The sequence below is a fragment of the Stenotrophomonas sp. YJH_SMC_94-11 genome (assembly GCF_059370435.1).
In genome coordinates this window covers 292,349-316,203 of record NZ_JCAFTR010000004.1, presented here as the reverse complement: position 1 = coordinate 316,203, position 23,855 = coordinate 292,349, and the positions used below count along the sequence as shown (strand labels likewise).

Sequence of the window (23,855 nt, the reverse complement as noted above, 5' to 3'; positions counted from 1 at the left end):
GTCTTCTGGAGTGAACGAAGATCAAGCGTTCTGCAGTGCTAACGCCATCTGAACGCAGCAATCCGCTAGGGTGATGGAAATCGCGTAGTCAGGCCGCATATTGTTCCCATCTGCCGCCGGAGTAATCCATGTTCAGCAAAGACCTCGAACACACCATCGGCCAGTGCTACAAGCGCGCCCGTGAGGCCCGGCATGAGTTCATGACGGTCGAACACCTGCTGTTGGCACTGCTCGACAACCCGTCCGCCCAGGCCGTACTGAAGGCCTGTGGTGCCGACGCCGAACGCCTGCGCCAGGAGCTGGAGCAGGCCATCGAGGCCTCCGTGTCGCGCCTGGCCGAAGATGACGGCCGCGATACACAGCCGACCCTGGGCTTCCAGCGCGTGCTGCAGCGGGCCGTGTACCACGTGCAGTCCTCGGGCAAGAAGGAGGTCACCGGCGCCAACGTGCTGGTCGCCATCTTCGGCGAGAAGGACTCCCACGCCGTCTACTACCTCAACCAGCAGGATGTGACCCGGCTGGATGTGGTCAATTACCTGTCCCACGGCATCGCCAAGCTGGGCGAGGAAGGCGAGCAGCCGTCCTCCTCCTCCGACGGCGAGGGCCGCATGGAAGGCGGGGAGGGTGAGCCGAAGGGTGATGCCCTGACCGAGTTCGCCAGCAACCTCAACGAACAGGCCCGGTCCGGCCGCATCGATCCCCTGGTCGGTCGTGGTGACGAGATCGAGCGCACCATCCAGGTCCTGTGCCGTCGCCGCAAGAACAACCCGCTGTACGTGGGCGAGGCCGGCGTGGGCAAGACCGCCATCGCCGAGGGCCTGGCCCGCCGCATCGTCGAGGGCTCGGTGCCCGACGTGCTTGCCGACGCGGTGATCTATTCGCTCGACCTGGGCGCGCTGGTGGCCGGCACCAAGTACCGTGGCGACTTCGAGAAGCGCCTGAAGAGCGTGCTTACCGCACTGAAGAAGGTGCCCAACGCGGTGCTGTTCATCGACGAGATCCACACCATCATCGGTGCCGGTTCGGCGTCGGGCGGCACCATGGATGCGTCCAACCTGATCAAGCCGGCCCTGGCCTCCGGCGAGCTGCGCTGCATCGGTTCGACCACTTTCCAGGAATACCGCGGCATCTTCGAGAAGGACCGGGCACTGGCCCGCCGCTTCCAGAAGATCGACATCGTCGAGCCGACCGTTGGCGAGACCTACGAGATCCTGCAGGGCCTGAAGTCCAAGTACGAGCTGCACCACGGCGTGACCTACTCCGACGAGGCGCTGCAGGCGGCGGTTGACCTGTCGGTGAAGCACATCGGCGACCGCCTGCTGCCGGACAAGGCCATCGATGTGATCGACGAGGCCGGTGCCCGCCAGCGCCTGCTGCCGGAAGGGCAGCGCAAGGAGCTGATCGACGTCGAGGAAGTGGAGGCGATCGTCGCCAAGATGGCGCGCATCCCGACCAAGCAGGTCAGTGCCACCGACAAGGATGTGCTGCAGCATCTGGAGCGCAACCTGAAGATGGTGATCTTCGGCCAGGACCCGGCCATCGAGACGCTGTCCTCGGCGATCAAGCTGGCCCGCTCGGGCCTGGGCAATCCGGAAAAGCCGATCGGCAACTTCCTGTTCGCCGGCCCGACCGGTGTCGGCAAGACCGAGGTGACCAAGCAGCTGGCGCTGCAGCTGGGCATCGAGCTGGTCCGCTTCGACATGTCCGAATACATGGAGCCGCATTCGATCAGCCGCCTGATCGGTGCCCCTCCAGGCTACGTCGGCTTCGATCAGGGCGGCCTGCTGACCGAGAAGATCGTCAAGACACCGCACTGCGTGCTGCTGCTGGACGAAATCGAGAAGGCGCACCCGGACATCTTCAACATCCTGTTGCAGGTAATGGATCGCGGCGTGCTGACCGATACCAACGGTCGCGAGGCCAACTTCAAGAACGTGGTGCTGGTGATGACCACCAATGCAGGTGCGGCGCAGGCCTCGCGGCGCTCGATCGGCTTCACCAAGCAGGACCACGCCACCGACGCGATGGAGACCATCCGCCGCAGCTTCACTCCGGAATTCCGCAACCGCCTCGACGCGGTGGTGCAGTTCCAGGCGCTGGGCTTCGAGCACATCCTGCGCGTAGTCGACAAGTTCCTGATCGAGCTGGAGATGCTGCTGCAGGACAAGCACGTCAGCCTGTCGGCCACGCCAACCGCGCGCGACTGGCTGGCCCACCACGGCTTCGACCCGCTGATGGGTGCGCGTCCGATGGCCCGCGTGATCCAGGACAGGATCAAGCGTCCGCTGGCCGACGAGCTGCTGTTCGGCAAGCTGGTCAACGGCGGCAAGGTGAGCATCGATGTGCGCGACGACGAGCTGGTGGTCGAAACCCAGGCCGAACCGGAGCGCCTGCTGCCGGTCACCGTGGAATGAACTGACCCCCGGCCGGTTTCGGCGGACCTGACATGACAAGGGCGGCTTCGGCCGCCCTTGTCATGTGCCCCGTCAGCGGCTGCGCTGGCGGGCCTTCTTCTTGAAGGTGGCCTCGTCGACTGGCTCGATCTGCGACACGATGCAGCGACTGGAATCGGTGAGCAGCTGGCTGCGGCCGGCAGCGCACAGCAGACCCTGCTGGCCGTCCGTGGCGAAGCTCAGTTTCCGCGAGTAGCCTGCCGCCGAGCAGTCGTCCTGGAAATGCACGACGTAGTGGTCCTGGCCATTGCGCAGCAGGATGTTGCGCGAAGCGCCGGCGCGCACCAGTTGCTGGTCGCTGCCCAGCTGGACGCAGTCACTGGAGGTGGAAAGAGTGTCGGCGGCGCGCACGGGCGCTGCGCTGGCGGACACGGCAACGGCGACGAGCAGAGCGGTCAGCGGGAGCATGTTCATGGCGGGGCAGGGGGATGGCGATCCGGACTGGATCGGGTCCCACGATGCCGCCACCGATGCAGATGCGAATCTGCCGCAAGCAGGGCTGACCGACGTCACGGTGAGTTCGGTCACGATGACCTCCGGCAGGGCCGGATTGCAGGCATGACAAAAGGCCAGCAACCAGGGCTGGCCTTGTCGAAGTGGCGCAGCGCGCCGACCGCTTACTTCATGCGGTAGGTGATACGACCCTTGGTCAGGTCGTACGGGGTCATTTCAACCTTGACCCGGTCACCGGTGAGGATGCGGATGTAGTTCTTGCGCATGCGGCCGGAGATGTGGGCGATGATTTCGTGCCCATTTTCCAGACGAACGCGGAAAGTGGTGTTCGGCAGCGTCTCGCTGACGGTGCCCTCGAACTCGATGGAATCGTCTTTCGACATGTAGTCCTGTGCGGTTCAGAAAACGGCCACGCTGGGCCTAAGGCGCGGTATTTTACGCGTGACCGGCCCAGCTTGCAAAGTTTGTGTTAACTGCCGGCCAAATGCTGGGCTGGCAAGCGTCCGACGGCCTGTGTCCACGAGCCTTCACGGCTGTCACGGCGCACGGCCTGGCGCACGTGCTGCAGGAATTCCGCGCGCGGCAGGTGTTCGGCGCCCATCCGCAGCAGGTGCGGATTTTCCACCTGGGCGTCGATCAGCTCCCAACCCCAGCCGTGAAGCGTGGACGCCAGTGCCGCCAGCGCGACCTTGGAACCACCGCTGGCGCCGCTGAACATGCTCTCGCCGAAGAACATTGACCCGATGGCCACCCCGTAGATGCCGCCGACCAGCGACTGACGGTCCCAGACTTCGAAGGAATGGGCGAAGCCGAGGTCGTGCAATTGGCTGTAGGCCTCGACCATGGCCGGGCTGATCCAGGTGCCGTCCTGGCCGGGCCGAGGTGCCGCCGCACAGGCGCGCATCACCTGGCTGAAGGCGGTGTCCGCGCTGACCTCCCACGTACTACTGCGCAGCTGGCGGCGGAAGCGGCTGGACAGGTGCACGCCGTCGGTGCGGAACACCATGCGCGGATCAGGCGACCACCACAGGATCGGCTCGCCCTCGCTGAACCACGGAAAGATGCCGCCGGCATAGGCGTTGAGCAGTCGCACCGGATGCAGGTCGCCGCCCACCGCGAGCAGGCCGTCGGGCTGGCGCAGGGCGGTCTCGGCCGGAGGGAAGGGGGCGTCCGGCGCATCGGCCAGGCGCCAGGGCAGCTGGCGGGTCATGCCGGCATTGTAGTTGTCGCGGCCCCGCGCGAATGCCGCGGTAGATGCCAACCCTGGTTGGCTGGTCACCCGTCCGCGCGAAATGGGCTGTGCCCCAGCAGCTCCTGCCGGTACCGCCGCACATCGCGCCGCTCCTGCCTGCACCACTCCTGCAACGCCTCGGCGAAATCCGCGTCGGCCACCCAGTGCCGGCTGCGTACCAGCGTCGGCAGGAAGCCTCGCGCCAGTTTGTGCTCGCCCTGTGCGCCCGGCTCGAAACGGCTCAGCCCTTCGCGCAGGCAGTATTCGATGCCCTGGTAGTAGCAGGCTTCGAAATGCAGGCCGGGCAATGTGGCGCCACCCCAGTAGCGACCGTACAGCGTGTCACCACCGCGCAGGCAAAGTGCGCCGGCGATTGGCTGGCCTTCCTGCTCGGCCAGGAACAGCACCAGCCCACGTCCCAATGAAATGGCCAGATGGCGCAGGAAAGCCTCGGTCAGCGCCGGGGCATTGCCGTACTCAAGGAAGGTCTGCAGGTAGAAGCGATACATCGCCTGCAGGTCGGCGCGGCTGGCCTCGTCGCCATGCACCACGCGAAACGTGATGCCCTGGCGGGTGACCTTGGCCCGTTCCTGGCGGATGTTCTTGCGGTGCTTGTGGTTCATCGCGCCGAGGAACTGGTCGAATGTCGCCCAGTCACCCGGGTTCTGCCACTGGAACTGCACGTCCTCGCGCAGCAGCCAGTCATCGCCGAACAGCGCCTCGTCCGCTGCGGTGTGGAAATTGATATGGGCCGATGACACCTCCAGTGCTGGCAGTGCATCACGCAACACCGACAGCAATGCGGTGCGATCTGAATCGTGACGGGCCAGCAGGCGCGGCCCGGTGACCGGCGAGTACGGCACCGCGCCCAGCCACTTCGGGTAGTAGTCGCGGCCATGCCGGGCATAGGCGTTGGCCCAGGCATGGTCGAACACGAATTCGCCGTGGGAGTTGGTCTTCAGGTAGCCCGGAATGGCGCCGATCAGGCGCTCGCCCTCCCACAGCGTGAAGTGCCGGGGCTGCCAGCCCCAGTCCTCGCGCAGGCAGCCGTGCTGTTCCAGGCCTGAGAGAAAGGCGTGGCTGACGAACGGATTCTGGCCGTCGTGCAGGGCGTCCCAGTCGGTGGCGGGAATGGACTGCAGGGAGTCGAGGAAGCGGGGGGAGGGCATGGTTGGCAAGGATAGGCCAGGTGGATCACGAATGGTGTTGGCGGGGCTGGGTTGGTTTGTTCTGGTTGGGGATGAGGAAAGTTTGAATTGTCCATCCGTGTGCGCTGGGTTGCGGAATGCCTGAATTCGAAAGGACAGAGTGAGCTGCGCCGCTGGAGCGGTGCATTCACTCTTTGCATGGAGTAGCCAAAATGAACCAGAAGCTTCGCCTTGGATCCCTTTCTGTTCTGCTGTCTCTTGTGGGCGGCGGACTGTTGATCAGCCCCGCGCAGGCCGTTGACGCTCCTCGTGCGGTGGAGCAGGACACTGGGCTCGACATCCTCTTGACCCAGAAGGCGCGCGACATTCTGGAGCGCGTTCGTCTTGTAGATGGCCAGGCGCGCAGTCGCCGGGTTGAGGTATCAACAGATATCGCCAACGGTGTAGTGACCGTGGCGCTGGATCGGGTCTTCCTTCCTGCCGATTACGGGCCGTCGTTCGAGGATCAGCGAAGCGAGATCAGTTTTGGACTACTGCATTGGGCCGAGCAGGCGGCTCCGTTCAGTCGTGTCGTTTTTCTGTATGACGGGAAAGAGATCGAATACTACTTTCCTGAGATAAAGGCTGCGGACGATGCGGCGCGGGAAGCGGGGGAAGCGCTGCGGCGGACGCGTGGAACGCCTGGGTCCGGGATGGCGTTTGTCGCAGCCGGGCATGGGTATTTCTACAGCTACAAGGACAACCGGTGGGTGACCTCAAGGGATGAATGGAATGGCGTCTCGGAGGGGCTGTTGACTCCGTCGTACGCCGCGGACCTGAAGGCGATGATCGAGCAAAGGAGCCAAATGCCTGTCATCCGCCCGCGCGTTCAGATCACGGGAACGACTCATCCTCCGAGTGGTGAGGAGTGGTGGACCATAGCTGCGCGCTACGCGATTGCCGAGCAGTATCCGGCCGAGACAAAGATATGGAACACGTACGCAGGCAGTACGCTTTGGGATCGGGAGGAGCGTGAAGACATCAACAGTCGGCCGCTTCTCGCAAACCACCACGGAGCTGAGGTGGCGATTCATCTGCACAGCAATGGAGAACCCTCAGGGGCCGCGCGCGGTACTCGTGTGATCGTGCAACCTGGTAGGCCGATGGATGCTGCTCTTGCAGAGAGTGTCCTGTGCTCGATGAAGGAGCTGATTCACTCGGTTCCGGTGTATGCCGATTTTACGGTAGCCCCTGCTCCCCACGCTGAAAACAAAGGGGAGAATCGTGAGGCAAAGATGCCGTCAATCATCGTTGAGACAGCTTTTCATACCAATCCGGATGATGCCAAGGCCCTCCAGGATCCCGTCTTCCGCACTGCCTCCATGAAAGGCGTCGAGAAGGGCTATCGCCTGTGGGCAGCAGGCAAGACCTGCGAGCCGCTGGTCCTGCATCCGATCCCAGATACCAATGTGCCGGTTCAATCGGCCCGTGACATCGAAGTCCGCTATGCCGGGAATCCCCAATACCCGCTGTCGGTGGAGCTCTCGCTGACGACCTGTTCCGAGGCGGGTGCGTGCTCTTCGTCGACGCAGACTTTTGACGATCCGATGCAGCCGGTGGTGATCAATCTTGCCTGCAATGGCATCGGCACGGGCGTCGCGCGCTGGAGTGCGCTCCTAAGGGACGCAGACGGGGTTGCGTCGGCACCTGTCGAGTTTTCGCAGGCGTGCGTACGGACGTGAGAGCAGGCTTCGGTCTGCCAGGCATGGCCTGGCACTACTGAAAGCACAAAGGCCGGCGCTTTCGCGTCGGCCTTGCCTGAGTCGAGCATGGCTCGACTCTACAGAGCATAATCAGCGCTTCAGCTGGCCTTGCCCTGTGCGTCCAGGTAGCGCTCGGCGTCCAGCGCGGCCATGCAGCCGAAGCCGGCCGAGGTGATCGCCTGGCGGTAGTGCTGGTCGGCTACGTCGCCGGCGGCGAACACGCCTTCCACCGAGGTCTGGGTGGCGTTGCCGCCCAGGCCCGAGCGGATTTCCAGGTAGCCGTTGTTCATCGCCAGCTGGCCGTCGAACAGGGTCGTGTTCGGATGGTGGCCGATGGCCACGAAGAAACCGTGTGCGTCGATGTCGCGGGTGCTGCCGTCCAGGGTGGACTTCACGCGAACGCCGGTCACGCCGGCGTCGTTGCCCAGTACTTCCTCCACCTGGTGATGCCAGACGGTCTCGATCTTGCCTTCGGCCACCTTCTTGAACAGCTTGTCCTGCATGATCTTTTCCGCCTTCAGGGTGTCGCGGCGGTGGACCAGGTAGACCTTGCGGGCGATGTTGGACAGGTAAAGGGCCTCTTCCACGGCGGTGTTGCCACCGCCGACCACGACCACGTCCTGGTCGCGGTAGAAGAAGCCGTCACAGGTGGCGCAGGCGGACACGCCGCGGCCCTTGAACTCGTCTTCGGTCGGGATGCCCAGGTACTTGGCGGTGGCGCCAGTGGCGATGATCAGTGCGTCGCAGGTGTACTCGTGACTGTCGCCGATCAGCTTGAACGGGCGCTGCGACAGGTCGGCGGTGTGGATATGGTCGAAGATGACCTCGGTCTCGAAGCGCTCGGCGTGCGCCTGCATGCGCGCCATCAGGTCCGGGCCCATCAGGCCGTGGGCGTCACCCGGCCAGTTGTCCACCTCGGTGGTGGTCATCAGCTGGCCACCCTGCTGCAGGCCGGTGATGACGACCGGCTTCAGGTTGGCACGGGCGGCGTAGACGGCGGCGGTCCAACCGGCCGGGCCGGAACCGAGGATGACGAGGCGCTGGTGGCGGGAGGGCAGGCTGGTGCTCATGTAAACTCGCGAAAAGGTAGATGGGACAAGGCGCTGGCGATGTTTGCGCAGCATCCATGGCTGCTCATAGAGTGGCGGCTGGGGCAGGGCGATTCAAGCCGATGAACAGAACGCCGTCATCCAGCGGTGGTTCCGGGCCTCGGATTGCCTTGCCGGACGTCGCATAACTGAAAACTGACGCCGTCTCATTTATTATCAATCACTAACAGCGCATTCCAAAGGTATGGTCTAAGGTGGCGAAGCAGGTCCCTGAACGCTCCAAGTCGGACGACAGCAAGGCGTCACGTCGCACGGCCGCGGCGGCGACGACCGACAATCCACGCCGCCAGCGCCTCTGGCGCGATCTGGGCCTGATCGCCATCGCGCCGGCCCTGCTGTACCTGGCGGCCAGTCTGTTCACCTATTCAGCCACGGACCCGGGCTGGTCGCATACCGGCAGCGTGGTCGCGCCGGTGCATAACCTCGGCGGCCGCGCCGGGGCCTGGATTGCCGACGTGCTGCTGCAGCTGTTCGGCTACATCGCTTTCCTGTTGCCGGTGGTGCTCGGCGCACTGGCGTGGATCGCCATGTTCGGCCTCAAGCGCGAGAGCAAGGGCGAGAACGATCTGGACCCGGCGCTGCGCCTGGTCGGTCTGGTCGGTTTCCTGATCGCCGGCACCGGCTTCCTGCACGTGCGCCTGTTCAGTGGCGATGTCGCCAGTGCCGGCGGCATTCTCGGCAAGCTGGTGGGCAATTCGCTCACGGTGGGCTTCGGTGCGCTGGGGGCGAACCTGTTCGTGCTGGTATTGCTGCTGGCCTCGATCACCCTGGCCACCGGGCTGTCCTGGTTCACGGTGATGGAGAAGATCGGCCGTGGCGTGATGTCGCTGGCACCGCTGCTGGAGCGCAAGAAGGAAGAAGTCAGCGAGTGGAAGCAGACCCGGGTGATGCGCGAGGAGCGCCAGGAAGTGCGCAAGGCCGACGCCGAGGTGCGCGCCAAGCGCGAGCCGGTAAAGATCGAACCGCGCCCTGAGCCGGTGATCGAGAAGAGTGATCGCGCCAAGCGCGATACCCAGATTCCGATGTTCCGTGGCGTCAACGGCGATGGTTCCGACCTGCCGCCACTGGCGCTGCTGGATGATCCCAAGCCGCAGCCGAAGGGCTACGACGAAGAGACACTGGAGACCCTGTCGCGGCAGATCGAGTTCAAGCTGAAGGACTTCCGCATCGATGCGCAGGTGGTCGGCGCCAACCCTGGCCCGGTGATCACCCGCTTCGAGATCGAGCCGGCACCGGGCATCAAGGTCAGCCAGATCAGTTCGCTGGACAAGGACATCGCGCGCGGCCTGTCGGTGAAGTCGGTGCGCGTGGTCGACGTCATTCCGGGCAAGTCGGTGATCGGCCTGGAAATTCCCAACGTCACCCGCGAGATGATCTTTCTGTCCGAGCTGCTGCGCTCGAAGGAATATGACAAATCGGCCAGCGTGCTGACCCTGGCGCTGGGCAAGGACATCGCCGGCCGCCCGACCGTGGCCGACCTGGCGCGCATGCCGCACCTGCTGGTGGCCGGTACGACCGGTTCGGGCAAGTCGGTGGCGGTCAACGCGATGGTGTTGAGCCTGCTGTTCAAGGCGTCGCCGAAAGACCTGCGGATGCTGATGATCGACCCGAAGATGCTCGAGCTGAGCGTCTACCAGGGCATTCCGCACCTGCTGGCGCCGGTGGTTACCGACATGAAGGAGGCCGCCAACGGCCTGCGCTGGTGCGTGGCCGAGATGGAGCGCCGCTACAAGCTGATGAGCGCGGTGGGTGTGCGCAACCTGGCTGGCTTCAACAAGAAGGTGAAGGAAGCCCAGGACGCCGGCCAGCCGCTGATGGATCCGCTGTTCAAGCCGAACCCGGAGCTGGGCGAGGCGCCGCGTCCGCTGGAAACCCTGCCGTTCATCGTCATCTTCATCGACGAATTCGCCGACATGATGATGATCGTCGGCAAGAAGGTGGAAGAGCTGATCGCGCGCCTGGCACAGAAGGCGCGTGCGGCTGGCATCCACCTGATCCTGGCCACGCAGCGCCCGTCGGTGGATGTGATCACCGGCCTGATCAAGGCCAACATCCCGACCCGCATCGCCTTCCAGGTCAGCTCCAAGATCGACTCGCGCACCATTCTCGACCAGTCTGGCGCGGAGACCCTGCTGGGCCACGGCGACATGCTGTACCTGCCGCCGGGCACCGCGCTGCCCGAGCGCGTGCATGGTGCGTTCGTGTCCGACGACGAAGTACATCGCGTGGTCGAGCACCTCAAGGCGATGGGCCCGGCCGACTATGTCGACGGCGTGCTGGACGAAGTGCAGACGATGGGCGACGGCGTGGTCGTCGGCGCCACTGGCCTGCCCGAGACCAGTGCGGCCGGCGACGAGTCCGACCCGCTGTATGACGAAGCGCTGCGGGTGGTCACCGAGACCCGCCGTGCCTCGATTTCCGGCGTGCAGCGCCGGCTGAAGATCGGCTACAACCGTGCAGCGCGACTGATCGAGGCCATGGAAGCGGCCGGCGTGGTCAGCCCGCCCGAGCACAACGGCGACCGCACGGTGCTGGCACCGCCGCCGCCGAAGTAAGACCCGACGTATCCCCCACGACGTCCAAGGAACCGACGCATGCTTCACCCCGTACCAAGCGCGCTGGCGCTGGCGCTGGCGCTGGCTGCCCTGATGGCTGCCGGCCCGGCACTGGCAGAAACCGCCACCTCCGCGCCCGCCACGGCGCCGCCTTCCACCAGCGGCGATACCGAAGCCAGCAATAATTTCAGCATTGTCCGTTACCGCGCCGACTACCAGGTCCGGCCGGATGCGGGCAATGTGCAGACCGAAACCTACGAGGTCCTGCTCAAGACCAAGGCCTCGGTCGAGCAGTTCAGCCAGGTGCGGCTGAGCTACAGCGAGAAGATGGAAACGCTGGAGGTGCTTGGCGCCTACACCATCACCGCCGACGGCCAGCGCCGCGACGTGCCGGCCGACCGCATCTACACCCAGGAAAGCTACTCCAGCGCCTCGGCGGCGATGTATGCCGACCGCAAGGTGCGGGTGATCGTGTTCCCGAACCTGGCCCCGGGCACGCGCCTGTACTACCAGGTGCGTCGCACCCAGGCTACGCCGTACTTCCCGGGCTATTTCGGCCTGTGGGAGACCTTCAACGTCTTCACCGAGTACGAGGACGCCGAGGTCACCCTGAGTGCGCCGGCCCACCTGCCGATGTTCGTGGACAGCCGCGGCGTGCAGGGCAGTGACCGGCCGACAGTGAAGAATGGCCAGGCGCAATGGCGCTGGCGCTACCAGCGCCGCGAGGCGATGCCGGCGCAGAACTGGTCGGCGGCGGGCTGGGAGTTCGGCCCGAACATCATGGCCAGCACGTATCGTGACTGGTCGCAGATGGGGCGCGCCTACCAGCTCAAGGCGGGCCCGGCGGCCCAGGTGACCCCGGCGCTGCAGGCGCTCGCTGATGAGATCACCGCCGGCATCAGCGACCGCCGCGAACAGGCTGATGCGCTGTATCGCTGGGTCGCGCAGAACATCCGCTATGTGGCGGTGTACCTGGGCAACGGCGGCCTGGAGCCGAACAGCGCGCAGAGCATCCTCGACAATCACTATGGTGACTGCAAGGACCACGTGACGATCCTCGAGGCGCTGCTGGCGGCCAAGGGTATCGCCAGCTCGCCGGTGCTGATCGGTGCGGGGGGCGGCCCGACGCTGCCGAAGATTCCGGTGCTGGGCCGCTTCAACCACGCCATCACCTATATCCCCGAGTTTGATCTTTACCTGGATTCGACCACCGCGTGGGCACGCTTCGGGCAGCTGCCGGAAGGTGACCTGGGTGCGCCGGTGATGCGTACCCGCGACGCTACGCTGGCGCGTACCCCGGCCAATACGCCGGAGCGCAATGCGACGTCGATGGAAGTGCGTTTTACGTTTGATGCCAACGGCAACCTGCGCGGCGAAACGATTCCGAAGCTGGGCGAGAACGCCGAGATCGGCATGCGCGCGCAGTTCTCACAGCTCAACGCGCAGAACCGTGCGCGCGCTGAGGAGCAGATCATGGCCGCCTCAGGTTTCGATGGGCGAGGGCAGCTGCAGATCCAGGGCGTACCGGTCGACCTGACCCGGCCGTTCGGCTACCGCATGGCCTTCCAGGCCGAGGACTACGCCGACTTCAGCGTGGCCGGTGGCATGGCCGTGCCGGACCCGCCGGGTGGCGAGTCGGTGCGTGGCTTGTACGCCACCGCCTCGGCGCCGGCCAACGAGACGCCGTTCTACTGCAATGCCAGCCTGCGCGAGGAAACCTATCGCCTGCAGTTCCCGGCCAATGCGCCGATCATCGCCATTCCGGCCAGCCAGCGCTTTACCAATGCCGCTGGCGAATACCGGGTGGACTGGAGCCGCGAGGGCCAGGAGGTGATCGTGCACCACCGCTTGCAGCAGAACGCGGTGCGTGGCCCCGAGGCGCTGTGCCAGCCGCAGGACTATCCGGCGTTCCGCGCGCTGTACCGCGAAGTGCGTCGCGGCTTCCGCGGCCAGGTGCTGTACGGCAAGCTGCCGGCATCTGGCGGCTGAATCGCCGATGGACGATCAGGGCGGCATAATGTCGCCCTGATCGCCCATTCATCTTCCCCCGGGCACACTGGCAACCACCTTTCCTGGCGCCCGCGCCCACAGGATTTCCGCATGAACTTCCGCTTCCGCCGTTTCCTTGCCACGACTACCCTGGCCGTCGCCTGTGCCGCTGCCGGCAGTGCCTGGGCCGGTGCCCGCGATGACCTGAAGACTTTCACCAGTGGCCTGAAGGGCCTGGATGGCCAGTTCAGCCAGCAGGTGTTCGACAGCCGCGGCAAGGTGAAGGAATCGACCAGTGGCCGCGTGGCCCTGTCGGCGCCGCGCCTGTTCCGCTGGGAATACGTGCGCCCGCACGATCAGCTGATCGTGGCTGACGGCAGGAAGGTCTGGATGTACGAGCCGGACCTGGAGCAGGTCACCGTGCGCGAGCAGGGCAAGGAAGAGCAGAACAGCCCGCTGACTGCGCTGATCAACCCGGCGCTGCTGGAACAGCAGTACGACGTCAGTGAAGAGGCTGCGCAGCGTGATGGCCTGCAGTGGCTGTCGCTGTCGCCGAAGCGCGAGACCGAAGCCAGCTTCCAGTACGCCGCGCTGGGCTTCAATGCACAGGGCCTGGCCAAGATGGAGATCACCGACGCGGTCGGACAGCGCACCGTGATCAGCTTCAGTGGCTGGAAGCGCAATCCAGGCTTTGCTGCCGGCACCTTCAGCTTCACCCCGCCGAAGGGCACGGACGTCATCGGTAATTGACCGAGGATGCCGGGCATGACCCGGCGCTACCTGCTCCGGTGGGTGTCAACCGTTGGTTGGCACGCTTGGGATCTGCCGGCCAGCGGCCGGCTCATCCGTTGTCCGGATGAACGATCACCCGCCACGCGGTGCCATCAAATCGAATCAGGTCCCAGGGCGTCAGCACCCACAGCACGCTACCGACGGAACTGATATCAACAATCGTTGCATCTCTCAGTTCTTCGGGGATGCCTTCCAGCAAGGGTTCAACTACGCCGGTTTCTAGACTGTAGACGTAGAGGCCGCCATTCTCCGAGCCGATGTAAACCTGTTGCTTGTACTGGCACACAGAGTTGAAGTTGATGCCTTCGCTGACGTCGTGGTGCAAGCACTCGAATCCAGTGGAGATGTCGCCCGTAACGATGGTGCCGTGCATTCCTACAAAGACGAGGTGGCCCTGGTCAGTCCTGCAGGCATGAAACAGCTCCGCAGGGGTGACTTGTTCGGGCACGGTCCAGCTCGAGCCATCCCAGTGCGCAATAGGACCATGGGAGCCGATTGCGTAGAGGTCAGCAAAGCCTGTTCCGCAGAGGTCGTTCACGCTCCCCACGTGGAACTCAGCAAGTAACTGGTTGAATCCTCCATCCTCCCGGATATCGGTCATGTATGCGCGCCAATCGGCGAATCTCCTGCGGAGCTCTGCGTCGCGTTCCATCGGATCTCGAGGAAGTGCGGGGACATCGTCGAGTTCGAGCAGGTGGCTGAAATAGTCGAGCCACCTGTCGAAGTCATCCAGTTCCGACTCGTCGTCGTCCTCCTCGCACAAGGCAGTCGCGAATTGGGTTGGCAGCTGCTGCCATCCGCCTTCGCCGCGATGATGGATCTGTCCTCTTGTGCCCCCGCAGAAAAGGTCGTCGCCCAGCAGTCGCAAACAGGTAAGACCTCCGGGGAAGTCGGCGCCTTCAGCCGAGACGTACTCGATCGTTGCTCCAGCACGGGAATAATCTTCCAGCTGCCCATAGAAATCCAGGGCAAGCACCCGACGGGGGCGACCGCCTTCTTCCTCTGGGACAAGCTCTGTGGACATGACCTGGAAGTCCTGCAGGTCATGGTAGAACCACTCCTCTTTGGGGGTGCGGCCAAAGACGAACATGCGGGTGGGTGGGCCTGGATCCGGGTCGTAGTAGTCATGCCCGGGGCCAAGGGCGGCAGCCAGATAGTAGATGTCCTCGTCGACAGCGCAGCCAGCAATGAACTCAAGGAGATTGGATTCGGGATCTCTCATGAGTGGGTTCTGAATGGTTGAGTTCCAAATTCTCCGCTACTGATGAGGTGCACCACCCCCGGGAAGGAACGCCACATGTGAATCAGTGGCTTACCGATGAATTGGCCGCGGCAGCTTCGGCTCATTTCCGACACCTTGCTAGGCTGCCGGCCAGCGGCCGGCACTACCGATCCCTGCGGCCTGATCCGCCGGGCATGGCCCGGCGCTACCAATGCACGGACCCGTCGCCCTGGTGGGTGCCAACCTTGGCTGGTACGCTCTCGCGGTACAATGAGCGGGTGGCAAGACATCGTTCAACTTCCTTCCCCGGCCCCGATCTGCTGAGCGTTGATCGGGAACATCTGCGCCCGCTGGCCGAGCGCATGCGCCCGCGCACCCTCGACGAAATGGTCGGGCAGAAGCGCCTGCTGGCGCCGGACAGCGCGCTGCGTCGCGCGGTCGAATCCGGGCGCGTGCATTCGATGATCCTGTGGGGCCCGCCGGGCTGCGGCAAGACCACGCTGTCACTGCTGCTGGCCGAGTACTCCGATGCCGAGTTCCGTGCCATCTCCGCCGTGCTGTCCGGCTTGCCGGAAGTGCGCCAGGTGCTGGCCGAGGCTGCGCAACGGTTCGCCGAGGGCCGGCGCACCGTGCTGTTCGTGGACGAGGTGCATCGCTTCAACAAGGCGCAGCAGGATGCCTTCCTGCCGCACATCGAGCGCGGCACGATCCTGTTCGTCGGTGCCACCACCGAGAATCCGTCGTTCGAGCTGAACTCGGCGCTGCTGTCGCGTTGCCGCGTACATGTGCTGGAAGCGGTATCGCCAACCGATATCGTCGAGGCGCTGGAGCGCGCGCTGGGCGACCGCGAACGCGGCCTGGGCGAGGAGGGTATCGAGGTTGCGCCCGAGCTGCTGCTGGAAATCGCCACTGCCGCTGATGGTGACGTGCGCCGCGCACTGACCCTTCTTGAAATCGCCGCCGAACTGGCGGGTGGGGAGGGCGGTCGGATCACGCCGCAGACCCTGACCCAGGTGCTGGCCGATCGTACCCGCCGCTTCGACAAGGGCGGCGAGCAGTTCTACGACCAGATCTCAGCGCTGCACAAGTCGGTACGCAGTTCCAATCCGGATGCCGCGCTGTACTGGCTGACCCGCATGCTCGATGGCGGTTGCGATCCATCCTACCTGGCACGTCGACTGACCCGCATGGCGATCGAGGATATCGGCCTGGCCGATCCGCGCGCGCAGAGCATGGCGCTGGAAGCCTGGGACATCTACGAGCGGCTCGGCAGCCCGGAAGGCGAGCTCGCGTTCGCCCAGCTGGTGCTGTACCTGGCCAGCACCGCCAAGTCGAACGCGGGCTATGCCGCGTTCAACCAGGCCAAGGCCGACGTGCGCCAGAGCGGTACCGAAGAGGTGCCGTTGCATCTGCGCAATGCGCCAACCAAGCTGATGAAGGAGCTGGGCTACGGCGCCGAATACCAGTACGACCACGATGCCGAGGGGGGCATCGCGCTGGACCAGACCGGTTTCCCGGATGCGATGGGCGAACGGGTGTACTACAACCCGGTGCCGCGGGGCCTGGAGATCAAGCTGAAGGAAAAGCTTGATCGGCTGCGCGCCGAACGTGAGGCGGCGAGGGCCGCGAAGGGGCGCTGAGCCGGCTTATGCAGCGTCGAGCCATGCTCGACTCCGCTCTTGCACGGGCTTGCAGGTACCTCCTGGAACAGCAGCCGAGCATGGCTCGGCTCTACAGGGGTAATGGATTGATGCCGTGCAGGAAATGATTCTGCCGTTGAAGCGTTATGCCCAGTTCGAGGGTCGTGCCAACCGTCGCGAGTACTGGATGTTCCAGCTGTTCCTGTTGATCGTCTCCGCCGTGCTGATGGTGCCGCTCATCGCCGGGCTGGTGATGCAGTCCGACGTGCTGGGCATCGCGTCGATCATCCTGTTCGTCGTGTTCTGGCTGGCCACGTTCGTGCCGGTCATCGCCGTCACCGTGCGCCGACTGCACGACTGCAACCAGTCGGGCTGGATGTACCTGCTGGCCTTCGTTCCGTTCGGTGGCCTGGTGATCTTCGTGTTCGCGCTGCTGCCAGGTACACCGCAGGAGAACGTCTACGGCCCGGTGCCTGCGGGGCCGTGAGACTGCGTGAGTCGAGCATGGCTCGACTTCTACAGGGCGGGAAAACGAAGCCGGCGTTTCGCCGGCTTCTTTCTTACTTGATGCTGCAGTCGCCGAAGGACAGGTAGTCCGTTCCCGAGCTGAACTGCAGCGTGCAGCTTGCGGTGAAAGTCGCGCCTTCTTCCAGCGCGCCCAGCTTGGCCGCCTGGTGCTCGTCGTCGCTGGTCAGCCGGGCCAGGACATTGCCCTGGTCGTCGCCGGCCTCGATCAGCGGCTCGCCCGCCAGGTTGCTGGAGACGCCCAGGGCAACGGCAGTGAATGTCACCGTCTGGTTGAGTTCTTCCATGCCCAGTGACGAATTGCCGGCCTCTTCAAAGGCCTGGTAGAGCGTTGGCAGATCCTGTGCGGCATGGGCGGCCAGCGGTGCAAGCAGGCCGAGGGAAAGGGCGATCAAGGCGGTGCGCTTCAAGGTGTTCTCGCAGTCACGGGATTCATTCCCGTGGATGGTGGTCAGTAGATCCACGCCATGCGTGGATGGGTTTGGCAAAGGACAGGGCGCGGCCGGCGGCTCGATTGCCCATCCATCCGCAGCCCTGCGAGGGAAGGGCGCTCCTGCGCCCCGCTGCCCGGCAAAATAGTGGATCCGGTGTTTCCGGCGCAACCGGGAAAATGAACGCATCGCGCGCGTGATACACAGCGTGACGTTTGATCGATGTGATAATCATTCGCGTTTAAGGTAGACTGCGGTCCCCTGATAACCGGCGGCCTTGGGCCGCTCCTGCCGCCACTGATGAAGCTTTTCGTCCTGCCTTCGCGCCGTGGCCCATTGGCCCGCGGCCTGGCTGCCTTGATGATGGGTCTGCTCCTGGCCACTCCTTACGCCAATGCGCAGCAGCGCAATCCGCTGCAGAAGATCGGCCACACCGTGCTGGACGAGCCGGCGGCCAGCTATCGCTTTGAACGTTTCGTGGTGGACAGCCCGGACCAGCAGCGCCGTTGGCGGGTGAACCTGGCGATTCCGGCCAGGGCCGACAAGACCCCATCCCCTGTGCTGTACGCGCTTGATGGCAATGCCGTGGCCATGGTGCTGGACCAGCCGCTGCTGGCCGAGCTGGCCGCGCGCAAGGCACCGCCGGTACTGGTGCTGATCGGCTACGACAACGACCTGCGCATCGATTCCAGGGCGCGTACCCGCGACTACACCGCGTGGATCGACCGTGCCGACGACGAGAGCGGCACGACCCAGGCGGTCGGTGGTGGTGCCGCGGCCTTCCTGGATGTGATCGAGCGCCGCATCAAGCCGGAAGTCGAGCGTCGCGCACGCATTGATACGCAGCAGCAGGCGCTGTGGGGTCACTCGCTGGGCGGCCTGTTCGTGCTCAATGCGCTGTTCACCCGTCCTGCCGCGTTCCAGTCCTATCTGGCAGCCAGTCCGTCGCTGTGGTGGAGCCAGGGCGCGGCGCTGGGTGATCCGGAGCAGCAGTTCGTGCAGAACGTGCACGGCCAGCCGGCCAAGCTCTGGCTGATGCTGGGCGGCGCCGAGCGCGTCGGTGATCGCGGCAAGCGCGATATGAGCAACCCGCGCGTGGTTGCGCACCTGCGCCGGATCAGTGGCGCCACCCCGGATGCGGCGATGCAGTTGTCCGAGCGGCTGGGCAAGGTGCCGGGCCTGAGCGTGCAGTACCGCGAGTTCGATGGCCTCGGCCACGGCCCGATGCTGCCGGCATCGTTCCACGCTGCGCTGCATGAACTGTATGGCGTGTCCGACCGCAGCGCCGGCGATGGCGCGCCCAATGGCGGGGACAGCGCCGCCGAATGAATGCCTTCGCGCGCCATGCCGTGCGACCCCACTACCCAGGCGAGGCTGCCGGCGTGCAGCGGCCCAGGCAACCGATGAATCCCGCGCCACGTGGCGCGGCCTACGTGTGCAAGGAGCCTGCCATGTCGTTCCATCCGTCTTTCCGCCTTACCTCTCTCGCCGCCGGTCTGCTGCTGGCGGTGACCGCCACCGCCCAGCCGGTGTTCGATCAGCCGGCCAACGCCACCTTCAAGGGTGAGGTCGTCTCGCGCGGTGAGAACGTGGTCCCCGGCAGCACTGCCGATGTGGCTGGTCGTGGCTTCGTGCCGGGCCAGAAGGTCAGCCTGCTGCGTGGCGATAGCGTGCTCAACACGCAGCCGGTGGTGGTCGATGCCGACGGCAACTTCAAGACCCAGCTGAGCATTCCGGCCGATGCGGTGCCGGGCACCCACCCGGTGGTGGTGCGCGCCAGCCAGCCGGCTGCGGCCACGGTGCTGAAGCTGCGCGTGTCGCCGCAGCTGCCGCTGTCCGGCCAGGCGCAGTTCGCCACCCAGTCCAACAAGCTGGTGCCGGGGCTGTATCAGTCCGCTTACAGCGCCGCCAGCAATGCCGTGTTCGTGACCTCGGCGGTGGGCCGTCCGCCGGTGACCCAGTCGCAGTTGCTGAAGCTGGACCCGAAGTCGCTGAAGGTGATCAAGGCGATCACCCCGGCGCAGGTGCCGGGCAGCACCAACGGCGCGGTCTATGCGGTCTACGGTGTGGGCGTGGATGACGCCAATGGCAATGTCTGGGTCACCAATACCCGGCAGAACTCGATTGCGGTCTACCGCCAGAAGGACCTCTCGCTGGTCCACCAGTTCCCCGTCGACACCGTGCCGCATGCGCGCGACGTGGTGGTCGACGGCACCCACGGCAAGGTGTTCGCTTCGGCCACGGGTGAGGACCACCTGTCGGTGTTCGATGCGAAGACGTTCAAGGAACTGCCGCAGGTGACGCTGGAGTCAGGCGTGGATGATGGCAAGTTCACCCCGATGAGCCTGGTGCTGGACGAGAAGGGCGGCAAGCTGTTCACCGTCAGCATCGGCACGCCGGAAGCGGCGGTGATCGATGTGGCCAGCGGCAAGGTCGACAAGGTCATCGACCTGGGCAATTCGATCAGCGCCTCTGGCGTGGCCTTCGACGCAGCACGCAACCGCCTGTACGTGGCCTCGCAGGGCACCGACAACCTGCTGATCGTCGATGTGGCATCCGGCAAGGTGCTGCATGACGTGCCGGTCGGCGCCGGCGCGCTGAACGTCGCCTTCGATGCTGCCTCCGGCCTGGCCTATGTCAGCAATCGTGGCGCCGGTACGGTCACGGTGGTGAACGGCGACGGCAAGGTGGTGGCCAACCTCGATGGCGGCACCCTTCCGAACCATGTGCGTGCCGACGGCAAGGGCAACGTGTTCGCGGTGAACAAGTCACGTGGCACCGAAGATCCGAAGGGTGATCGCATCACCCGCATCACCCCGAAGCAGTAAGTCACAGGGCAGGGCGGCGTGCGCGTCGCCCTGCCATCAAGGAGAACGTCCATGAACATCACGTCCCGTCTGCGCCCGTGTGCGCTTCCGTTGGCTGTTTCGCTGGCGCTGGCCGCCTGCAGTGGCTCGTCAATGCCGTCTGATGGCCACAAGACTGCCGAGCCGCCTGCCGCAACAGCTGCTGCCGAAACCGCGTTGCCGGCAGGCTGGCAGCGCGTGGCCGGTGCCGAGATGCCAGCGGTGCATGAACAGAGGGCCGTGCTGCCGGCCAAAGTGCATTCCGATGACGGTGCTGACATTGAAGTATCCGACACCAGCCGGATCATTGCCGGTGGTGACGACGTCATCGCGGTGATCGAGGCGCTGGGACTGGGCACGCAGGTGTTCGCCGCACCGACCAACACCACCACCCAGGCCGGCCTCGCTGCCCCGCACCAGTTCCTGTTCAACCGCACCACGGGCGTGGAAGGCGTGCTGAGCCTGCAGGGCTCGCTGTTCCTCGGCAACAGCCTACGCCGCCACACCGAGCTGGCGAAAAAGCTGCGCGAGGTGGGCGAGCCGGCGGTGGTCATCGATGACCTGCAGCCGGCGCCGGACAAGGTGCGCAAGGTCGCTGCGGCACTAGGGCTGGCCGAAGCGGGGCAAACACTGGCCACGCAGGTGCAGCGCCAGCTCGACGAGGCTGCAGCGATTGGCAAGGGCCTGGGCCATGCGCCACGAGTGATCCACGTCTCGGCAACCGGTGCTGGCGGTTCGCCCACTGTTGCAGGTGCCGACAGCGCCTCGGCGCAGCTGATCGCACTGGCCGGTGGCGTCAACATCGGCACCGAGGCCGGGGTGAAGAACTACTCGCAGCTGAGCAACGAGGGCGTGGTCGCCGCAGCGCCCGAGGTGATCCTGGTGACCGAGCACGACCTGCAGCTGTTCGGCGGTGCCGATGGCCTATGGAAGGCGTACCCGACGCTGAAGCAGACCCCGGCCGGGCAGGCCAACCGGGTCTGGGTGATGCCGGATGTGCAGCTGAAGTACACCAGCGTGGGTTCTGGTGCGGGCGCGCTGGCGCTCGCCAAGGCCCTGGCAGCGTTGCCGAAGGCATGAGTCCAGCGGATCAGCGCCGCCGTCGCGGGCGGGTGATGTTGATGGTGGCCTTGCTGGCCCTGCTGGGGGCGGTGCTGGCCTCGTTCGCCGTGGGCCCGCTGCGGTTGCCGCCGCTGGAGGTGATGCAGGCGCTGGCGGTGAAGCTGGGCCTGCTTGATCCGCAGGCGGTCAGCAGCCGCGATCTGGCGGTGGTCTGGCAGCTGCGTATTCCGCGTGCCCTGTTGGGCGCGATGGTCGGTGCGTCGCTGGCGATGGCCGGTGCCAGCCTGCAGGGCCTGTTCGGTAACCCGCTGGCCGACCCCGGCATCGTCGGTGTCAGCCAGGGTGCTGCGCTGGGTGCAGTGGCTGCCATTGTTCTCGGCGCTGCCGGTGCCGCCGGTTGGCTGGTGCCGGTTGCCGCCTTTGTCGGTGGCGCCCTGGCCATCGGCCTGACCTATGCGCTGGCGCGGCCGGGCAAGGGCAGTGGCAATGCGACGCTGCTGCTGGTCGGTATCGCGATGGCGGCGTTCTGTTCGGCGCTGATCGGTTTTCTCACCTATATCGCAAGCGAAAGCGAACTGCAGTCGCTGGTGTTCTGGCAGATGGGCTCGCTGGCACGTGCCAACTGGGCCGATGTGGTGGCGGTGGTGCCGCTGTTTGCGATTGGCGTGTTCGCATTGCAACGATTGGCAACGCCGCTGGACATGCTGGCGCTGGGCGAGCGCCAGGCCCAGCATCTGGGGCTGGATGTGACCCGCACGCGGCGCCGACTGGTAGCGTTCAGCGCGCTGCTGGTGGGGGCGGCGGTGGCGTTTGCGGGCTCGATCAGCTTCGTCGGCCTGGTGGTGCCGCACGTGGCGCGCCTGCTGGTGGGTCCCGGCCATCGCTGGTTGCTGCCGTTGTCCGGCCTGCTGGGTGCAGTGCTGATCGTAGTGGCGGATACCGCGGCGCGCACGCTGGATCCGCCCGCGGAGATTCCGCTGGGCCTGTTCTCGGCGGCGCTGGGTGCGCCGTTCTTCCTCTGGCTGGTGCTGCAGCAGCGCCGCAAGGCGGTGCCATGAGTGTGCTGTTGAAGCTGCACGAGGTGGTGGTGCGCCGCCAGCAACGCGAGATCCTGCACGGCATTTCCTTGGCGTTCGAGCCGGGTACGGTGACCGCGCTGGTGGGCCCGAACGGTGCGGGCAAGTCCACGCTGTTGGCGGTCGCGGCCGGCGACCTGCGCGCCGATGCGGGCGAGGTGAGCCTGTTGGGCAGGCCGCTGGCCAGCTACAAGGCAGGGCCGCTGGCGCGCGAGCGCGCGGTGATGCCGCAGGAGCACGGCGTGCGTTTTGCCTTCAGCGTCGAAGAGGTGGTGGCGATGGGGCGATTGCCGCATCCGCCGGATCCGCGTGTGGACGACGCGCAGGTGGAAGCTGCCATCGAAGCCGCCGAACTGCAGGCGCTGCGCCTGCGCGAGGTGCAGCAGCTGTCCGGCGGTGAGTCCGCCCGGACCACGTTCGCGCGCGTGCTGGCACAGGACACGCCATTGCTGCTGCTGGATGAGCCTACTGCTGCGCTGGATCTGCGCCATCAGGAGCGCACGCTGCGCAGTGTGCGTGCCTGTGCACAAGCCGGTGCGTGCGTGATCGTGGTACTGCATGACCTGAATCTGGCGGCCGGCTATGCCGACCGTATCGTGCTGCTGGAGCAGGGGGGCGTGGCGGCCGACGGAACGCCATTGCAGGTGCTCACCGAAGGCAACCTGCAGCGCGTCTACCAGCAGGATGTGGTGGTGCTGGAGCATCCGCGGCGCAGGGTTCCGCTGGTGGTGGTGACCTGAGCGAACGTCCGCCAGGTTGCTCCGGGTATCATGGAGGCTTCGTTTTCTTCAATGGACTGATGCCATGTTCCGCACCGTTACCCGCAGCGTGCTGCTTGCCGCGATGATTGCTTCCGTTTGCGCAGCCCATGCAGCTTCGACCTCCCAGGTTTCGCTGACCAACGCGGCCGAGAATGCCTCGCTGATCGAAACCCGGCATTCCAGTGGCGACGGTGCCGCAGTGACGTCGATGAAGACGCAGTACTTTGCCAACGAGGAAATGTCGGTGAGCTGGGACGACCAGCAGGTGCTGGTGCTGTGCAGTGAAGCGGCGTACCTGAAGATTCCTGCCGCCAAGCTCAAGGCCGGAGCATTGACCACCGAGCAGCGGCAGATGATCGTCTATCAGGCACTGATGTCCGGCCTGGGGGCCGTCGCGGGCGTTGTCGGGCCGGCAGGCGAGGTGGTAACCGTGGCCGATGACGGTAGCGAGACCCGCAGTGTTGGCGAGAACAGCTGGGCATACGGTATCGAGCGCTACGACGTGATCAGTCAGCGGCTCCCGGACGGCGCACTTCGGGTCCGGACCCGTAAGACGGAAACCGTGAATACCACGCCGCAGGCGGGTCCAGATGACATGTTCAGCACCGAGGACGATCAGGCGGCACGCCTGTCCGAGCTGGCGCCGGTGGGCAGCTGGACCGAAGTGGTGGTCCGCGGTGGCGCGCGCCAGCCGCATGTAGATCCGGCGATGTCGCTGAAGGGCTGGATCTCGATGGGCGATGACCAGGCTGCGACAGTGGCCGAGGCGCGCAAGCTGCACGGCTGCAAGTAAGGGCCGCCAGGGGTCAGATCCCTTTGC

Annotated in this window: 20 protein-coding genes; 13 read left to right on the top strand and 7 right to left on the bottom strand. The window is 65.4% G+C overall.

Going from position 1 to position 23,855, the window contains the following annotated elements:
• Window positions 1–128 precede the first annotated feature (128 nt).
• Window positions 129–2,414 (top strand): ATP-dependent Clp protease ATP-binding subunit ClpA, encoded by a 2,286-nt coding sequence (gene clpA / locus AC5P74_RS10275; RefSeq protein WP_049460782.1) that lies wholly within the window; start codon window positions 129–131, stop codon window positions 2,412–2,414.
• 72 nt (window positions 2,415–2,486) lie between these two features.
• Here the strand turns inward: clpA and AC5P74_RS10270 are convergent, their stop codons facing one another.
• From AC5P74_RS10270 to AC5P74_RS10255, 4 genes are all read right to left on the bottom strand, one after another.
• Window positions 2,487–2,981, bottom strand: a complete 495-nt coding sequence (locus AC5P74_RS10270) for a hypothetical protein (RefSeq protein ID WP_329842983.1) — start codon at window positions 2,979–2,981, stop codon at window positions 2,487–2,489.
• A gap of 89 nt (window positions 2,982–3,070) precedes the next feature.
• Entirely contained in the window at window positions 3,071–3,289 is a 219-nt protein-coding gene (gene infA, locus AC5P74_RS10265; RefSeq protein ID WP_005409596.1) for a translation initiation factor IF-1, read from the bottom strand.
• Window positions 3,290–3,375: 86 nt separating this feature from the next.
• The gene (gene aat / locus AC5P74_RS10260; protein ID WP_346607198.1) at window positions 3,376–4,116 is read right to left on the bottom strand and encodes a leucyl/phenylalanyl-tRNA--protein transferase; all 741 of its coding nucleotides are present in this window, start codon (window positions 4,114–4,116) and stop codon (window positions 3,376–3,378) included.
• Window positions 4,117–4,181: 65 nt separating this feature from the next.
• Window positions 4,182–5,306, bottom strand: a complete 1,125-nt coding sequence (locus AC5P74_RS10255; protein ID WP_049460779.1) for a GNAT family N-acetyltransferase — start codon at window positions 5,304–5,306, stop codon at window positions 4,182–4,184.
• Window positions 5,307–5,497: 191 nt separating this feature from the next.
• Between AC5P74_RS10255 and AC5P74_RS10250 the strand changes: the two genes are divergently transcribed.
• Window positions 5,498–7,006, top strand: coding sequence for an N-acetylmuramoyl-L-alanine amidase family protein (locus AC5P74_RS10250; protein WP_329842979.1), 1,509 nt, complete (start codon window positions 5,498–5,500; stop codon window positions 7,004–7,006).
• Between the two features lie 119 nt (window positions 7,007–7,125).
• Here the strand turns inward: AC5P74_RS10250 and trxB are convergent, their stop codons facing one another.
• Window positions 7,126–8,097, bottom strand: a complete 972-nt coding sequence (trxB, locus tag AC5P74_RS10245; RefSeq protein WP_005409600.1) for a thioredoxin-disulfide reductase — start codon at window positions 8,095–8,097, stop codon at window positions 7,126–7,128.
• 233 nt (window positions 8,098–8,330) lie between these two features.
• Between trxB and AC5P74_RS10240 the strand changes: the two genes are divergently transcribed.
• From AC5P74_RS10240 to lolA, 3 genes are all read left to right on the top strand, one after another.
• The gene (locus tag AC5P74_RS10240; RefSeq protein ID WP_005416487.1) at window positions 8,331–10,691 is read left to right on the top strand and encodes a DNA translocase FtsK; all 2,361 of its coding nucleotides are present in this window, start codon (window positions 8,331–8,333) and stop codon (window positions 10,689–10,691) included.
• Window positions 10,692–10,730: 39 nt separating this feature from the next.
• Entirely contained in the window at window positions 10,731–12,680 is a 1,950-nt protein-coding gene (locus AC5P74_RS10235) for a DUF3857 domain-containing protein (RefSeq protein ID WP_495204912.1), read from the top strand.
• A 111-nt stretch (window positions 12,681–12,791) separates the two neighbouring features.
• A complete protein-coding gene (gene lolA, locus AC5P74_RS10230) occupies window positions 12,792–13,430 on the top strand; it encodes an outer membrane lipoprotein periplasmic chaperone LolA (RefSeq protein ID WP_206620603.1) in 639 nt (212 codons plus the stop codon).
• 91 nt (window positions 13,431–13,521) lie between these two features.
• Here lolA and AC5P74_RS10225 read toward each other — a convergent pair whose 3' ends face one another.
• Window positions 13,522–14,694, bottom strand: a complete 1,173-nt coding sequence (locus AC5P74_RS10225) for a hypothetical protein (RefSeq protein ID WP_206627241.1) — start codon at window positions 14,692–14,694, stop codon at window positions 13,522–13,524.
• A gap of 362 nt (window positions 14,695–15,056) precedes the next feature.
• Here AC5P74_RS10225 and AC5P74_RS10220 point away from each other — a divergent pair, with 362 nt between their 5' ends.
• Together AC5P74_RS10220 and AC5P74_RS10215 are read left to right on the top strand one after the other, a co-directional pair.
• Entirely contained in the window at window positions 15,057–16,334 is a 1,278-nt protein-coding gene (locus tag AC5P74_RS10220) for a replication-associated recombination protein A (RefSeq protein WP_227836677.1), read from the top strand.
• Window positions 16,335–16,449: 115 nt separating this feature from the next.
• Window positions 16,450–16,821 carry a DUF805 domain-containing protein gene (locus tag AC5P74_RS10215; RefSeq protein WP_026346975.1) on the top strand — a complete coding sequence of 124 codons (372 nt, stop codon included), beginning with the start codon at window positions 16,450–16,452 and terminating at the stop codon, window positions 16,819–16,821.
• A gap of 73 nt (window positions 16,822–16,894) precedes the next feature.
• Here the strand turns inward: AC5P74_RS10215 and AC5P74_RS10210 are convergent, their stop codons facing one another.
• Window positions 16,895–17,269 (bottom strand): hypothetical protein, encoded by a 375-nt coding sequence (locus AC5P74_RS10210; RefSeq protein ID WP_005416493.1) that lies wholly within the window; start codon window positions 17,267–17,269, stop codon window positions 16,895–16,897.
• A gap of 321 nt (window positions 17,270–17,590) precedes the next feature.
• Between AC5P74_RS10210 and AC5P74_RS10205 the strand changes: the two genes are divergently transcribed.
• From AC5P74_RS10205 to AC5P74_RS10180, 6 genes are all read left to right on the top strand, one after another.
• Window positions 17,591–18,619, top strand: a complete 1,029-nt coding sequence (locus AC5P74_RS10205) for an alpha/beta hydrolase (protein ID WP_346607199.1) — start codon at window positions 17,591–17,593, stop codon at window positions 18,617–18,619.
• Between the two features lie 122 nt (window positions 18,620–18,741).
• Entirely contained in the window at window positions 18,742–20,118 is a 1,377-nt protein-coding gene (locus tag AC5P74_RS10200; protein WP_346607200.1) for a YncE family protein, read from the top strand.
• Window positions 20,119–20,169: 51 nt separating this feature from the next.
• The gene (locus tag AC5P74_RS10195; protein ID WP_495204911.1) at window positions 20,170–21,216 is read left to right on the top strand and encodes a heme/hemin ABC transporter substrate-binding protein; all 1,047 of its coding nucleotides are present in this window, start codon (window positions 20,170–20,172) and stop codon (window positions 21,214–21,216) included.
• Window positions 21,213–22,256 carry a FecCD family ABC transporter permease gene (locus tag AC5P74_RS10190; protein WP_053496666.1) on the top strand — a complete coding sequence of 348 codons (1,044 nt, stop codon included), beginning with the start codon at window positions 21,213–21,215 and terminating at the stop codon, window positions 22,254–22,256. The genes AC5P74_RS10195 and AC5P74_RS10190 overlap by 4 nt, the downstream gene beginning before the upstream one ends.
• Window positions 22,253–23,014: a heme ABC transporter ATP-binding protein gene (locus tag AC5P74_RS10185; protein ID WP_346607202.1), complete on the top strand. Its 762-nt coding sequence runs from the start codon at window positions 22,253–22,255 to the stop codon at window positions 23,012–23,014. Before AC5P74_RS10190 ends, AC5P74_RS10185 begins: the two co-directional genes overlap by 4 nt.
• Before the next feature lie 64 nt (window positions 23,015–23,078).
• On the top strand, window positions 23,079–23,828 hold the full coding sequence (locus AC5P74_RS10180; RefSeq protein WP_053496664.1) for a hypothetical protein: 750 nt from the start codon (window positions 23,079–23,081) through the stop codon (window positions 23,826–23,828).
• Window positions 23,829–23,855 lie beyond the last annotated feature (27 nt).

Coding starts and splice junctions, on each gene's coding strand:
- AC5P74_RS10195 (WP_495204911.1), top strand. CDS start 20,170: ATGAACATCACGTCCCGTCTGCGCCCGTGTGCGCTTCCGTTGGCTGTT.
- AC5P74_RS10250 (WP_329842979.1), top strand. CDS start 5,498: ATGAACCAGAAGCTTCGCCTTGGATCCCTTTCTGTTCTGCTGTCTCTT.
- AC5P74_RS10235 (WP_495204912.1), top strand. CDS start 10,731: ATGCTTCACCCCGTACCAAGCGCGCTGGCGCTGGCGCTGGCGCTGGCT.
- AC5P74_RS10205 (WP_346607199.1), top strand. CDS start 17,591: ATGAAGCTTTTCGTCCTGCCTTCGCGCCGTGGCCCATTGGCCCGCGGC.
- aat (WP_346607198.1), bottom strand. CDS start 4,116: ATGACCCGCCAGCTGCCCTGGCGCCTGGCCGATGCGCCGGACGCCCCC.
- clpA (WP_049460782.1), top strand. CDS start 129: ATGTTCAGCAAAGACCTCGAACACACCATCGGCCAGTGCTACAAGCGC.
- AC5P74_RS10200 (WP_346607200.1), top strand. CDS start 18,742: ATGTCGTTCCATCCGTCTTTCCGCCTTACCTCTCTCGCCGCCGGTCTG.
- lolA (WP_206620603.1), top strand. CDS start 12,792: ATGAACTTCCGCTTCCGCCGTTTCCTTGCCACGACTACCCTGGCCGTC.
- AC5P74_RS10225 (WP_206627241.1), bottom strand. CDS start 14,694: ATGAGAGATCCCGAATCCAATCTCCTTGAGTTCATTGCTGGCTGCGCT.
- trxB (WP_005409600.1), bottom strand. CDS start 8,097: ATGAGCACCAGCCTGCCCTCCCGCCACCAGCGCCTCGTCATCCTCGGT.
- AC5P74_RS10185 (WP_346607202.1), top strand. CDS start 22,253: ATGAGTGTGCTGTTGAAGCTGCACGAGGTGGTGGTGCGCCGCCAGCAA.
- AC5P74_RS10255 (WP_049460779.1), bottom strand. CDS start 5,306: ATGCCCTCCCCCCGCTTCCTCGACTCCCTGCAGTCCATTCCCGCCACC.
- AC5P74_RS10180 (WP_053496664.1), top strand. CDS start 23,079: ATGTTCCGCACCGTTACCCGCAGCGTGCTGCTTGCCGCGATGATTGCT.
- AC5P74_RS10220 (WP_227836677.1), top strand. CDS start 15,057: ATGCGCCCGCGCACCCTCGACGAAATGGTCGGGCAGAAGCGCCTGCTG.
- infA (WP_005409596.1), bottom strand. CDS start 3,289: ATGTCGAAAGACGATTCCATCGAGTTCGAGGGCACCGTCAGCGAGACG.
- AC5P74_RS10190 (WP_053496666.1), top strand. CDS start 21,213: ATGAGTCCAGCGGATCAGCGCCGCCGTCGCGGGCGGGTGATGTTGATG.